The organism is Amygdalobacter nucleatus, from assembly GCF_029167365.1.
Lineage (GTDB): Bacteria > Bacillota > Clostridia > Saccharofermentanales > Fastidiosipilaceae > Amygdalobacter > Amygdalobacter nucleatus.
Window position 1 is genome coordinate 910,646 of the sequence record NZ_JARFNM010000001.1, and the last position, 13,232, is coordinate 923,877.

Here is a 13,232-nt window from a genome sequence, read left to right on the forward strand (position 1 = left end):
TTGATGACGCAAAAGCGTTTAGATTTGATAAGAAATTTTAGTATTATTGCGCATATTGATCATGGTAAGTCAACTTTAGCCGATCGCCTGATTCAAGATACAGGTGTGCTCACTGAACGTGAAATGCAAGAGCAAGTGCTTGACAACATGGATATTGAGCGTGAGCGTGGCATTACAATCAAAGCCCAGGCTAGTAGAATGTATTACACAGCTAAGTCAGGTGAGACTTATGTACTCAATTTGATTGATACACCGGGGCACGTTGATTTCAATTACGAAGTTTCCCGTTCGTTAGCAGCCTGTGAGAGTGCAATTTTGGTCGTTGATGCAGCCCAGGGTGTGGAAGCGCAAACCTTGGCCAATTGCTATCTTGCAGCTGATGCTAATTTGGAAATCTTGCCAGTTATCAACAAGATTGATTTACCATCTGCCCAACCAGAAGTTGTCAGAAACGAAATAGAAGAAGCAATTGGTATCGATGCTTCCTATGCGCCTTTAATTTCGGCCAAAAATAATATCGGCATCGATGATTTGTTAGAGGCGATCATTAAATATTTACCTGCACCAACAGGCGATGAAGATGGTCCTTTGCAAGCTTTGGTTTTTGATAGCAAATTTGATGCTTATCAAGGTGTTATTGTACACGTCAGAATTAAAAATGGCTCTTTAAGAAAAGGCGATCGCATTCGCTTTATGCATAGCCAGACTGAGTATGATGTTACAGAAGTAGGCTATTTCAAAGCCGGGCAACAGTCAGATTGTAAGGAACTTTTGACAGGTGAGGTTGGCTATTTTACCGCTTCTATTAAAGACATACACGATTCTGAAGTTGGTGATACTGTCACTCTGGCAAATCACCCTGCTAAGGAAGCTTTGCCAGGCTATAAGCCAGCTAGACAGATGGTTTACTGCGGTATTTATCCAGCTGATAGTGCCAAGTATGAAGATTTGAAAGACGCTTTGAGCAAATTAGTTTTGAACGATGGCGGTATCTCATTTGAGCCTGAAACATCTTTAGCTTTGGGCTTTGGCTTTCGCTGCGGTTTTTTGGGCCTCTTACATTATGAAATAAGTTTGGAGCGCTTGGAACGCGAGTTTAACCTCGATTTAATTTCGACAATTCCATCAGTTATGTATGAGTTAATAATGACCAATGGTGAGACTCTCATGTTGGATAATCCAACTAACATGCCAGATCCTTCGAAAATTTCGGAGATGCGTGAACCAATTGTCAAAGCCGATATTATGGCGCCTAAAGATTATGTCGGCAATATCATGGAGCTCTGCCAGGAGCGCCGCGGCACGTTTATCGATATGACGTATGTTGACCAGTATCGTGTCAATATTGAGTATCATCTGCCGTTTAATGAAATTATTTACGACTTCTTCGATGCTTTGAAATCTCGAACACGTGGCTATGCTTCGCTTGACTATGATTTCCTAGATTATGAAAAGGATAAATTAGTCAAATTAGATATTCTGATTAACGGCGATGTAGTGGATGCTTTATCATTCATCGTGCATGAGGAAAGTGCTTATACGCGCGCGCGTAAGATGTGTGAGAAGTTGAGAGACAATATTCCAAGACAGATGTTTGAAATTCCAATTCAGGCAGCTATAGGCGGCAAAGTAATTGCGCGTGAGACAGTAAGAGCTTACCGCAAAGATGTGCTTGCTAAGTGCTATGGCGGTGATATTTCGCGTAAGAAAAAATTGCTAGAGAAGCAAAAAGAAGGTAAGAAGAAGATGCGCCAGATAGGCTCAATCTCCATTCCACAAGATGCTTTCATGGCTGTTTTGAAATTAGATGATGAGTAAAGCTAATTGATAAATAAGCTCTAGGCCATTTGCAAGTGCAAAAAATGGTAGCAAGGGATAAGACGCACTGAGTTTCGACTTAGGATCGTCTTTTTCTTTCAAACTTAGTTTTAAGTAAAGATGGTATAGGACAATCAACAGACAACTTATTAACAGATAAGATGCTGTAGCTTGCCAATTGAAATAAAAAATGGCACATGTAAGTAAGCGCCAATCAGCTAAACCTATGCCAAAGTAAACTTGTTTAGTGAATAAGAAAAAAGCAATTTGTAACAAATTAAAACAGATAAGCATCCAGCTAAACTGCTTAAAAGCATAGAGCCAATAAAGATTGACTAATAAGCTAGGCCCAAGCCAAAGATAAAGCTTAACTTTACTACATTTCCAATCTGAAATAGCTAATGGCATTAAGAGAATGAGCCAGATTATCAGTTTGAGGATTGCCATATCTTAAGCCTTAAAAAAATCTTGCATAGACTTGGATTCAGCTAATGGCTCATTGTTAGCATAGCTTTCTGTTTGGGCTGCTTTATACAAGGTCAAAACAGCTTGTAAAGCCGAAATGCCTGACTCTAAGTTAGCTAGGCAGGCGTGATCATTTTCGATGCTAGAGATTAAATCAGCATATATAGCTTGATGCGGATTAGTCCAACTTGTCCAAGCATGTGGCCCTCTGTTTCGCCAATATAAAGGCAGAAGGAAAATAGCTAAGTGCCAAAAACGTTCTTGCCCATTTTTGTTATGAATGCTAACTTTGAAGCTTTTATTATGCATAGAGAGAGTTAAGTCACCAGATTCACCAATTAACTTGAATGACGCATAATGCTGATTAGGCAGGGTAGAAGTTGTGCAATTTAGGTTGATTTGGCGCCCTTTGTTGTCAACGAGCAAGCAAGCTGCGTAATCTTCTGCTTCAATTGTGTGATTTAGTTGAGCTAAATAAGCTGTCCCTTTGGCTAACTTGCTATCTAACAGATAGAAGAGGAGATCCAAGGCGTGAATACTCTGATTCATTAAAACCCCACCATCTTTGGCATAAGTGCCACGCCAGGCAGCCTGATCGTAGTATTCTTGACTATGTCCCCATTCAAGCTCCAATTTTGCCATGAGAATTTTGCCTATCATACCAGATGCTAAACAAGTTTGTAACTCTTTAACTAGCGGAATATAGCGATAAATATGGCCGATAGCAACTTGTAAATGCTTAGACTGGCTGAGAGCTAATAAGTCATTTGCTTCCGTCAAATTGAGCGTTACTGGCTTTTCAATTAAACAATGACAATTATTTTCAAGTGCTAGTTTAGCTTGCTCATAGTGCAGATTGGAAGGAGTTGTGATGGCAACTATTCTTTTGGCTTCAGGTTGGTTAGCTAAAGCCTCGGCCAAATCAGAAAAGAACAAAACAGTGCCAGGCAAATACTTTTGATTTTGCACACAGAAACGTTCAATCTGCTGCTTATTTGGCTCAACTAAGATTAAAGAAGCAAAAAATTCGCGTAAATTGTAGAAAGCTTTCAAATGCTTGATTGCGACCCGTCCTAATCCGACAATAATTAGTTGATATTTTGAATCAGGTGTTAGCATATGCATACCTCGCAATTGTAAAATAGTCAGCCAATTTCCTCACTAAGTGTTAAAATTAGAACGTTACTGCATTAGACAGCTTTTTTGATTATAATGAGCTAAAATAAGGCCTAGCTAAAGTATAAACTATGAGGTGGAGAATGACCAAACCAGAAGTAAAAGCATTTTTGCAAAAATATGAATTAGATGCTGAGCAGATAGATATGACACAGGAGCTTGGACATATGCTTGAAGCTATGTCAATTGGTTTGTTGCCAGATCAAGAGGCAGACAGACTAGCTAAATTATATGACAGCTTACCACTTGCTATGCTTCCTACTTTTATTGGTGTAGAGAACAAAGTTCCTTTTGAGAAACCTTGTATTGTTTTAGATGCTGGTGGCACCAATTTTCGCGTGGCGGTGCTAACTATGCACGCTAACAAGCAACCTGATATTGAACATTTTGCTGTTTATCCAATGCCAGGTTCGGAAGCTGAACTTAGTAAGGTCGAATTTTACGACAAGATTGTCAGCTTCATTGAACCAGTCATTAATCTGAGTGACGATATTGGTTTTTGCTTTAGTTATCCAGCTGAAATTATGCCAAATCGTGATGGTCGTGTCCTTAGCTTTACCAAACAAGTTAGAGCGCCAGAAGTGGTAGGCGGCTTGATTGGTGAGGATTTAAAAGCTGCCTTAAAGCGGCGTAATTTGCCAAGTGACAAGAATATTTGTATTTTGAATGATACTGTTGCCACCCTTTTAGGTGGACGAGCTTCTATGAGTGAGGAGCTGTATGATTCGTTTGTTGGTTTTATTTGGGGAACTGGTGTGAATGCTGCTTATGTTGAGAAATGCCAAGAAATTAGCAAGATTCATGCACAATTAAGTTCTGAACAATTAGGCGAGCGAATGATAATTAATACCGAGAGTGGTTACCATCGTCCACTTTTAAGTTCGGAAATTGATATGGAGATGGATGAGGGAACGGTTGATCCAGGTCGTTCCTTGCTTGAGAAACGCGTATCTGGTCGCTATCTTGGCTTACTTTGTTTATATGTCATTCGCAAAGCTATGCAAGATGGTTTGTTTAGTAATTTCTTTATTACTAACTTCAGTGGGATTAATCAATTAACAACGAAAGACCTTGATGCCTACATGCGTCAGCCATTTGGGCAGAGTGTTTTAAGTAAGTCATGTGCGAATGATATTGATCGGCAGACTTTGTACTATATAATTGACAATTTGTTTGAACGGGCAAGCCGCTATGTTGTGACGTTGATTGCCGCAATATTAGTCAAATCAGGCTTAGGGAAGAATCCATTGAAACCAACGGTTGTAACTATGGACGGTTCAACATATTATAATTCATTGTTATTACCTAACAAGGTAAATTATTATGTTAAACAATTTATTAATTCGAAACTGAACCTGAATATCCGCTTTAATAAAACGGAAAATGGCAACCTAGTCGGAGCAGCGATAGCCGCTTTGACAAACAGAAAGGCTTAGTATGGGGATATTTACGAATAGACCAGATGGCTATTTGGTTGATGATGGCGATCCGATGAATCTCATTATTCCTTATATGATGCGTTCAAGGATTGAATCGCAGATTTATTACAAATACCATATACCCTATGACACAATCAGTGAATATATCAAAAGTAAGCGGCGAGCAGGCATTAAAATAACGTTTTTTAATGTGCTAGTAGCAGCTATCCAGCGTACCATGTCCGAGCGGCCAAAAATGAATCGCTTTGTGGCAGGACGGAGAATTTATCAGCGTAAATCGTTTGAAGTATTGTATGTTGTCAAAGATAGTTTGACTGATGATGGTAATGAGTCAGTTGCTAGATTAGAGTTTGATGACCATGATACGATTTTTTCCATTGCTGAAAAAATGGATAAGACCAATCAGGCCTTGCGTAATGGCAAAGAGAATTTGGAGGACAAAGCAATTTTGTTATTGTTAAAGCTGCCTCGCTTTATGATTAGCTCCGTCTTTGCTATCTATCGTTTTTTAGATTACAACGGTTTGGCACCGAAGAAAGCAATCCAGGAATTTCCATTCTATTCTTCGATTTTCATTTCGCACCTTGGCACAATTGGTGGTGATGCTGTTTTCCATCATTTGTACGAGATGGGAACTAGCAGCTTATTTTTGACAGTTGGCCGTTTGAAGAAGCAACCTTATTACGAAGACAATACAGTTGCTTGGAAGAAGTCGATTGAGCTAGCGTTTACGATTGACGAAAGAATTTGTGATGGCTATTACATCATCAAAAGTCTTAAGTTACTTAATCATTATTTGGCTGATCCTACTTTATTGGAGCAACCATTAAAAGAGACATTTACTAAGGAAGAGAAAGAGAACAAGGCTAAGCACTTCAGCTTGATGAAGATGGCACGTGACAAGGCTTTGCGCAAATTCTCTGGTTATATTACTGGCCGTTATTTCCGCGACAAAGATAATTAGAGTTAATACTCGCACCAACTAGTAGTGAATTAGCGTAAAAAAGTGCCTAACGAATGTTAGGCACTTACTCTTAGGGGTTATTAAGAGAGGGGTATGAATAACTTAATAAGGGGGTCGTTATCCATCTGTTTATATGGTATGCTCATATGATAAAATTTAAAAATAAAAAAATGTTGTCGCTCATATGAAAATAGTGTAAATTCAATTTATCAATTTAGAAATGAGAAAAATGCATGGAAGATACTTTACTAGTTAAATTGCGCAATGCTAAATTTCCGCCACTAATCGTTAGTAATAAAGGGCATAAATGGTTAGAGACAGGTCACCTATGGTTATATGCTAATGACATAAATTGCTCATTGTGTAACAATTTGCCTGCAGAATTAAAAGCTTATAAGTCAGGTGAGCTGGTTGATGTTTATAGCGAAAAAGCTAAATATCTTGGCACAGGTTTTTACAATGACAAAAGTAAGATTGCTGTTCGCATACTAAGTTCCAATCGTAACGAACGGTTTGAAGCTAGTTTTTGGCAGCGCCGTGTCAGCTATGCCTTGGCTTATCGTTTGCAAATTGGTTTATTGACTAGCAATGAAAATACAGCTTGCCGCTTGATTTATGGTGAAGCAGACGGCTTCCCAGGCTTAACTTGTGACTTATTTGCCGATGTTTTGAGCATAGAGATCTTTTCATTAGGTATGGCTAAAATTTGGCCCTTAATCCAGGAGATTCTGCTTAACGAATTAAAAACAGTATATAAGCGTAAAATTAGGATTGTGTACGAGAAAAGTCTAGGTCAGCTTAGAGCCAAAGAGGGCTTAAGCGAGTTTGCTGGACCTAGATATAGTTCTAAGTATAGTTTGGCTGATGAGAGATTAGAGACTGAATTAAAGCCCGTCTTGATTGTTGAAAATGGCATCAAAATGGAAGTTGACTTCGTGCATGGCCAAAAGACAGGCTATTTTTTGGATCAGAGAGATAATCGCTTGTATCTGCAAAAATTAGCCAAAGACAAACAAGTTTTGGAATGCTTTACCCATACTGGCTCATTTGCACTTAACGCTGTAGCTGGTGGAGCAAGTTCAGTCTTAGCTGTTGATATAAGTGAAACAGCACTTAAGCAAGCTGAACAAAATGCTAAGTTAAATGCAGAAAATTTAGATTTAACGCATTTGGAGTTTTTGCAGGCAGACGTGTTTCAGTTGCTGACAGCCTTGGTAGAGCATAAATCCGGACCTGATTGGAATAAGGCGCGTGCCAAAGGCCCGTTTAACATGATTTTACTTGATCCGCCTGCCTTTGCTAAACGCAAAGAAGTCAAACAGGCAGCCTACAAGGGCTATTTGCAGATTAATTATCAGGCTATGCGGCTTTTGCCACGTGGCGGCTACCTGGTCACAACTTCATGTAGCCATTTTATACCAGATGCAGATTTCTTTAAGATGTTGCAGGAAGCTGCCAGCAAGGCCAATGTCAGTTTGCGCTTAATAGCTAGGAGAGAACAGGCAGCTGATCATCCCATCTTGCTTAATATGCCTGAAACTGCTTATTTGAAGACTTATTTTTTGCAAATTGTCTAATTAAAAGAAAACTTTTTGCATTTTTTGCTCAAGGCTAATGATTTATTGTAAAATATAAGGCAATTGATTTTGCAACAAGTTTTGCAAGTAGACCTTGGAATATTTCCGAGGCAAGAAGATATGTGAGGGAGTTTAGATATGCGAAATACTAGATTAGCAGCAACGCTATTAGCAGGTACTTTGCTTTTACCTTTAGTGGCATGTAATAGCTCTAAGTCAAAAACAAATGTCACTGAGAAGAAAATTGTTTTAAGCGGTTTGTCTAATGAAACTGAGAAGCCAAAAGCTACAGAACCTGAGAAGCCTTTTGATTTTAAGCCACTTAAGTACAATTTAATTCGTGATTATGTCAAAGATGATGACGGTGATAATTTCCCGTTCTTGGCAGCAACGATGTTAGCTGATAGTGATTTGTACCAATATCCTGATGCTGGTACTAAGGTTGTAGCTAAAGCTAAGAAGGGCGACAAGATTTACTTGATTCAGAATATTGAGAATGGTTGGTCTTTCATCCATGTCGGCAAAGATTCTGGTTACGTCAAGAGCGAAACGACAGATCAGAGCAAAGTCAAGGAAGCGCAAGCTAAGAATGCTTCAACCATGATCGAACAGAATATGTCAGTTAAGCCTCCATTTGATACAGTCTTGAACAAGGATAATTTCAAATCCACTGGCAAGAAAGAACCTAACAAGGTCTATTGGAAGAATTACACTTTCCCATATGAAAGAGTTAGCGACTTTACTTTCTATGATCCTAATTTGTACTACAAAGAGCCAGCTAGCGACATGATTTACAAGATGATTGGACCTGAGTTTAATCCTTATGACAACAAGATCACATATCTTGATGGTCACCGTCACAAGGTTGCTTTCAATATGTGGAACAACAAGTTTGGCAAAGGTGAGATTATCGAAATCACAGATAAAGATGGTAATGCTTACAAGTACAAGGTAGTTGATGCTAAGCAAGAGAAATTCAGTAAATATAATGCTTACATTGGTGCTGCCTTTGATAACGGTACAAGCGTAGTAGATGCTTTGTACTTTGGCGCTAATTACGAGGGCGTTGTCATTCAGTATTGCAATGACGCAACTACTGATCCTGTTATCAACTTCTTCTTGTGCTTACCAGTTTTAGATGAAAAAGCACAGTAATCTAAGCTAGCGCTAATTCAAATCTACTATTGCTCAAGTAGTGATAGTAGATTTTTTATTATCTTCTTAGGAACAGAAATGCGAATTTTTGAATTTTTGAATTTTTTCTTGATGTCTTTGCTTAAAACAATGTGATATAATGTGCTTATTACATGAACTTTAGTTCAGGTTAAGCTTGCGAATATAACTTAGGAGAATGATATGGCGAAATTAACGAAGAATGCGAAATCCAATCAAACAATTACACAAGTCAGTAGTGAGGAGAGAGATGAAGCTTTGAAAGCCGCTTTGGCTGCGATTGATAAGAAATTCGGTGCTGGTTCAATTATGGTTCTTGGCAAGGCACCTGACCAGAATATTACTGTTATTCCTACCGGTATATTTGCAATCGATTTAGCTTTGGGCGTAGGGGGCTTACCAAGAGGCAGAATTATTGAAATCTATGGACCAGAATCTTCAGGTAAGACAACAGTTGCATTGCATTGCATTGCTAGCGCTCAACAAGCTGGTGGTGTAGCAGCTATCATCGATGCTGAACATGCTTTATCGCCAGAATATGCAGAGGCTTTGGGAGTTGATACAGCTCGTTTGGTACTATCACAACCTAATAACGGTGAAGAGGCACTTGAGATAGTAGATTATCTTGTGCGTTCAGGTTCAGTCGATATTATTGTCGTTGACTCAGTGGCCGCCTTGGTTCCTAGAGCTGAGATAGAGGGTGAGATGGGTGATTCCTCTGTTGGTTTGCAGGCACGCTTGATGTCACAAGCTCTCCGAAAATTAACAGCTAGTATCTCCCAATCCAAAACGATTGTTATTTTCATCAACCAATTGCGTGAGAAAATCGGCGTGATGTTCGGCAATCCTGAAACTACAACTGGTGGTCGTGCTCTGAAGTTTTATAGTTCAGTTCGTATGGACATTCGTAAAGGCGAAGTGCTTAAAGAGGGTGATCGCCCAATTGGTGCTAGAACTAGATGTAAGATCACTAAGAACAAGGTAGCGCCGCCATTTAAGGAAGCAACTTTTGATGTTATTTATGGCAAAGGCGTATTGAATGAGAGTTGTGTAGTTGATATTGCCGTTGAGTATAATGTCATTGCCAAATCTGGTGCTTGGTTCTCTTACAAAGAAGAGCGTCTAGGCCAAGGCAGAGACAAGGCTATTTGCTACTTATTAGATCATCCTGACGTTTGTGAGGAAGTTATGAGAGCTGTCAATGCCAAAATTGCAGAAGAAAATGCTAAACTTGAAGCTAAGATGAGTCGAACTAAAGCAAAGCCAGCTGAAGATAACAAGGCTGAACAAGCAACAGAGACTAAATCTGAAGCAGATAGCAGTATTTTGGATGATATATTGGAACTTGATGAATTATGAGTTTAAGCAATTTAGAGAAGAGGCAAATGCGCGAGAGTGCATTTGCCTATTTAACTAAATACAAACCTAGTACGGGCAAAATGCGTGCCTATCTTTTGCAAAAAAAGTATCCGCTTCAAGAGATAGACGCTTTGATCAATGAGCTTACGGAACGTAATTATTTGAATGATCATGTTTTAGCCTCCAAATTGTTAATTGCCTATCGTGGCACTAAAAGCCGTGGCAGAACAGCTTTACGCTTGATGCTTATAAAACGGGGAATTGCACTCGATAGCGTTGAACCTGCTTTGAATGAGTTCTTTGAATTACGCAGCGAGAAAGACTTGTTGGCTGATTTCTTAGCTTCAGCCTGTCAGTCTATGTTAGAGGAATTAGAACAAGCTGAGGATTATTTAAGCAAGCGGAAAATTCTGCACAAATTAATGGCCAAATGCTTGCGACGAGGCTTCAATAGTTACGATATTCGTCAGGCGTTGGCAGAATATTTGATTATCAAGACATGGTGATAACACGTAATAGGGCGAACATTTGTCTTTTCGCAAATTGATTAGTGTATAATAGAGAAAAGTTTAATAAGGCGGTCAAGATTATGAATTTACCAAACAAGTTGTCTTGCTTACGGATTTTATTGATGCCGTTTGTTTTAGGTTTTGCATATCTAGCTAATAGCTTAGGTATGAAGGAGCAACGGATTGGCGCTGTTCTCAGTATGGTAATTGCGCTATTACTGTTCGCATTAGCTTCATTTAGTGATTTTCTTGATGGCCATATTGCACGTAAATACAATATAGTAAGCAACTTTGGCAAGTTTATCGATCCTATTGCAGATAAGTTGTTGATTTTAGCTACGATGATTTTATTTGTTGAGCTTGGCTATATCAGTGCTTGGGTACCAATTATTACGTTGTTCCGCGATTTAATCGTAACGGGCATGCGCTTGATTGCTGTTGAATCTAGTGGCAAGGTAATTGCTGCTAATTTCTGGGGCAAGATTAAGACTGTTTCACAGATTGCGGCCTTGCTTGTTTGCTTTGCTTATGGAATATATTCCTTTGCAGTTGGCAGTGTCGGAGATATGATTACTATTCAACATGGCTTTCAGTTAGCAGATGTAGAGTTAAGTTCAGCGTATGCTGCTTTACATAATTTCTATTTCATGATGAATAGTCTAGCTTGGGTAACAGTTGCGATTGCTTTGTTCTCAGGTTTGACGTATTGGCTCAGTAATCGTAAACTTTTAACTGTTGCTTAATATTATCTATTTAAGGAAGGGTACTTTTTATGTCTAAACAGGAAATTCTAGATAAAGTGACTAAGATTCTCGTTGATCAGTTGGATGTTAAACCAGAAGAGGTTGTTTTGGAGGCGAATTTCTTAGAAGATTTGAATGCAGATTCGCTTGATATTGTTGAACTGATCTTAGTAATGGAGGAAGAGTTTAATTTACAAATTCCTGACGAAGATGCTGAAAAAATTCAAACGGTTGGCGATGCTGTCAAATACATTGAGGAGCATATCTAAGCCTAGCTTAGTTTGATAGATTGCGTTGGTATGTTAAATTCTGAAAAAGCTTTATTATGCAAATTAGTTAATTGTCAAGCCGAGTCACTGAACTTTGTTAAACAAAGCAGTGATTCTGCTTTACCTGCTTTGATTGCTAATATGTATCGGGGAGAGAATTTGCAAATTGTTAGTGCTAGAAGCGAAGAAGCAATTAATGCTAACAATTTGTTCAATTGGCAGCATCCTTATATTCTGCAATTCTATGCAGGAGTTGACCTTGATCAGTTTGCGCCACGCTATGAGTTTGAAGTTTTACGCAATTTATATACTTTGCGAGATAAAATTGACCACGACTTGTTAGAATTAGAGCCAGTAATGGATGATTATATGCTGTTATTGGCTGCTGAAAAAGAATCTGAACTTGATTCCACTCAGTTAAAAACTAAATTTAGAGCAGAACAGCAGATTTTAGATTTTTGGCTTTTGTATCGTAAAGTAGTTAGTATTGTTGGTGGCTTCCTCATGCTGGAGCATTTTGATGATTGTTTGCCTATCATGATTCAAAAATATCATTATTGTCGCAAACGTTTCGACTTAACCAGCAAATTGTCAAAGCTGAATGATCGCCTCTTGACTTATTATGATTCTGAACACGAGTTATTAGCTAGTAAGCTAAAGCAGGCGAAGAGATTAGCAGATGAAGCAGACGTTATCCAACGGCAAATTAAACAATTTGATCGCCAGATATTAAGTATTGATCAGAGCTTGAATGAATTAAGGGATTTTTATGCCTCTGATTCCAGCTTCTGCATGCATGAAAAATATCGTGAAAGTGGCTTGTGCTTAAATTATTTAACCAGAGCTGAACGGCGAAGCTTGGCAGCTGAGATTGTTACAATAGTGCCTAACGATACGGATTTTGCAAGCAATTTTGAGGCTGAAGAATTTTCCAAGATTTTGGCTGAATTTTCAGAAGGAACGAAGCAGATCAAGCAGCAGACAGAGATTCAGAACTTGTACAATCTTTTGATTGACTTTGTTAAAGCTGCTAACTGTCGTGTTCAGTCTTGTATTTTCTCACCTTTTGTTTTAACTGTAGAGAAGCGTAATGTCTATGGCTTTAATCTTTTAAGTAGACGGCCTAAGCTTTTACTATGGCAAAATGTGGCGGCAAATATGCAAGCAAATGGCTTAGAAAATGATTGGTTGCAGCTTCTAAATATTTTGAAGGAACATGAGCAAATCAGTAACTTCTTGTTGCAGGCAGCAGATTCGTATGTGGATATTGACCTTGACAAAATTATTTGTAGAATTTCAGATAATGTAGCGATTAATTTCCAACATGAAGAAAGAGAAGCTAACGTTGAGCTAAATGCAGAGCCGGTAGAAACAGCAAGTTTAGGACAAGTGGAAGCAAGTTCTGAACCGGTAGAAGTTACTAGCTGTGAACAAGTAGAAACAGTAGGTTCAGAGCAGACAGAAGCTAGAGATTCAGAGCCTAAGCTTGATAAGCTGGAGCTAGCTCATACAGAGCTTTCAGATGAGCATTCGGAACTATCTGATGTAAAGACTTACGAAGTTAAGGAAACTGAAATTGAAACAAAAGCTAAGGCTGAATTAGAAACAGATAATGAGCCAGCTTCAGTAACTGATTCTGAACCTGAGCTTCCTAATTTAGCTAGTGCTGATTTAATGACTGAAAGAGCTGAATCAGACAAAGATAACGATTCTGGTGCAATACGCTAGATACAGATAGTT

12 protein-coding genes are annotated in these 13,232 nt (G+C 38.7%); 10 read left to right on the forward strand and 2 right to left on the reverse strand.

From position 1 onward, the window contains the following. Positions 1-3 precede the first annotated feature (3 nt). Positions 4-1,818 carry a translation elongation factor 4 gene (gene lepA / locus PYS62_RS04150; RefSeq protein WP_066714046.1) on the forward strand — a complete coding sequence of 605 codons (1,815 nt, stop codon included), beginning with the start codon at positions 4-6 and terminating at the stop codon, positions 1,816-1,818. Here lepA and PYS62_RS04155 read toward each other — a convergent pair. Both PYS62_RS04155 and PYS62_RS04160 read right to left on the reverse strand, forming a co-directional pair. Beyond that, the gene (locus tag PYS62_RS04155; RefSeq protein WP_066714044.1) at positions 1,804-2,265 is read right to left on the reverse strand and encodes a hypothetical protein; all 462 of its coding nucleotides are present in this window, start codon (positions 2,263-2,265) and stop codon (positions 1,804-1,806) included. The two genes, lepA and PYS62_RS04155, sit on opposite strands and share 15 nt — an antisense overlap. A gap of 3 nt (positions 2,266-2,268) precedes the next feature. Further along, entirely contained in the window at positions 2,269-3,402 is a 1,134-nt protein-coding gene (locus PYS62_RS04160; RefSeq protein WP_066714042.1) for a Gfo/Idh/MocA family protein, read from the reverse strand. Between the two features lie 140 nt (positions 3,403-3,542). On the opposite strand from PYS62_RS04160, the gene PYS62_RS04165 reads away from it, so the two are divergent. The 9 genes from PYS62_RS04165 to PYS62_RS04205 all read left to right on the forward strand — a co-directional run bounded on the left by PYS62_RS04165 (position 3,543) and on the right by PYS62_RS04205 (position 13,220). Continuing rightward, the gene (locus PYS62_RS04165; RefSeq protein ID WP_066714040.1) at positions 3,543-4,895 is read left to right on the forward strand and encodes a hexokinase family protein; all 1,353 of its coding nucleotides are present in this window, start codon (positions 3,543-3,545) and stop codon (positions 4,893-4,895) included. Between the two features lies 1 nt (position 4,896). Continuing rightward, positions 4,897-5,862, forward strand: coding sequence for a 2-oxo acid dehydrogenase subunit E2 (locus PYS62_RS04170; RefSeq protein ID WP_066714038.1), 966 nt, complete (start codon positions 4,897-4,899; stop codon positions 5,860-5,862). Between the two features lie 233 nt (positions 5,863-6,095). Beyond that, entirely contained in the window at positions 6,096-7,439 is a 1,344-nt protein-coding gene (locus PYS62_RS04175) for a class I SAM-dependent rRNA methyltransferase (protein ID WP_066714036.1), read from the forward strand. A gap of 138 nt (positions 7,440-7,577) precedes the next feature. Next, positions 7,578-8,594 (forward strand): hypothetical protein, encoded by a 1,017-nt coding sequence (locus PYS62_RS04180; protein WP_066714033.1) that lies wholly within the window; start codon positions 7,578-7,580, stop codon positions 8,592-8,594. A gap of 201 nt (positions 8,595-8,795) precedes the next feature. Further along, positions 8,796-9,971, forward strand: coding sequence for a recombinase RecA (gene recA, locus PYS62_RS04185; RefSeq protein WP_066714029.1), 1,176 nt, complete (start codon positions 8,796-8,798; stop codon positions 9,969-9,971). A gap of 26 nt (positions 9,972-9,997) precedes the next feature. Then, positions 9,998-10,477, forward strand: a complete 480-nt coding sequence (locus PYS62_RS04190; RefSeq protein WP_066714026.1) for a regulatory protein RecX — start codon at positions 9,998-10,000, stop codon at positions 10,475-10,477. Between the two features lie 83 nt (positions 10,478-10,560). Next, a complete protein-coding gene (pgsA, locus tag PYS62_RS04195) occupies positions 10,561-11,223 on the forward strand; it encodes a CDP-diacylglycerol--glycerol-3-phosphate 3-phosphatidyltransferase (protein ID WP_066714023.1) in 663 nt (220 codons plus the stop codon). Between the two features lie 29 nt (positions 11,224-11,252). Continuing rightward, positions 11,253-11,492, forward strand: a complete 240-nt coding sequence (acpP, locus tag PYS62_RS04200) for an acyl carrier protein (protein ID WP_066714018.1) — start codon at positions 11,253-11,255, stop codon at positions 11,490-11,492. Between the two features lie 30 nt (positions 11,493-11,522). Beyond that, positions 11,523-13,220 carry a hypothetical protein gene (locus tag PYS62_RS04205; RefSeq protein WP_156422963.1) on the forward strand — a complete coding sequence of 566 codons (1,698 nt, stop codon included), beginning with the start codon at positions 11,523-11,525 and terminating at the stop codon, positions 13,218-13,220. Positions 13,221-13,232 lie beyond the last annotated feature (12 nt).

Coding starts and splice junctions, on each gene's coding strand:
- lepA (WP_066714046.1), top strand. CDS start 4: ATGACGCAAAAGCGTTTAGATTTGATAAGAAATTTTAGTATTATTGCG.
- PYS62_RS04155 (WP_066714044.1), bottom strand. CDS start 2,265: ATGGCAATCCTCAAACTGATAATCTGGCTCATTCTCTTAATGCCATTA.
- PYS62_RS04160 (WP_066714042.1), bottom strand. CDS start 3,402: ATGCTAACACCTGATTCAAAATATCAACTAATTATTGTCGGATTAGGA.
- PYS62_RS04165 (WP_066714040.1), top strand. CDS start 3,543: ATGACCAAACCAGAAGTAAAAGCATTTTTGCAAAAATATGAATTAGAT.
- PYS62_RS04170 (WP_066714038.1), top strand. CDS start 4,897: ATGGGGATATTTACGAATAGACCAGATGGCTATTTGGTTGATGATGGC.
- PYS62_RS04175 (WP_066714036.1), top strand. CDS start 6,096: ATGGAAGATACTTTACTAGTTAAATTGCGCAATGCTAAATTTCCGCCA.
- PYS62_RS04180 (WP_066714033.1), top strand. CDS start 7,578: ATGCGAAATACTAGATTAGCAGCAACGCTATTAGCAGGTACTTTGCTT.
- recA (WP_066714029.1), top strand. CDS start 8,796: ATGGCGAAATTAACGAAGAATGCGAAATCCAATCAAACAATTACACAA.
- PYS62_RS04190 (WP_066714026.1), top strand. CDS start 9,998: ATGCGCGAGAGTGCATTTGCCTATTTAACTAAATACAAACCTAGTACG.
- pgsA (WP_066714023.1), top strand. CDS start 10,561: ATGAATTTACCAAACAAGTTGTCTTGCTTACGGATTTTATTGATGCCG.
- acpP (WP_066714018.1), top strand. CDS start 11,253: ATGTCTAAACAGGAAATTCTAGATAAAGTGACTAAGATTCTCGTTGAT.
- PYS62_RS04205 (WP_156422963.1), top strand. CDS start 11,523: ATGTTAAATTCTGAAAAAGCTTTATTATGCAAATTAGTTAATTGTCAA.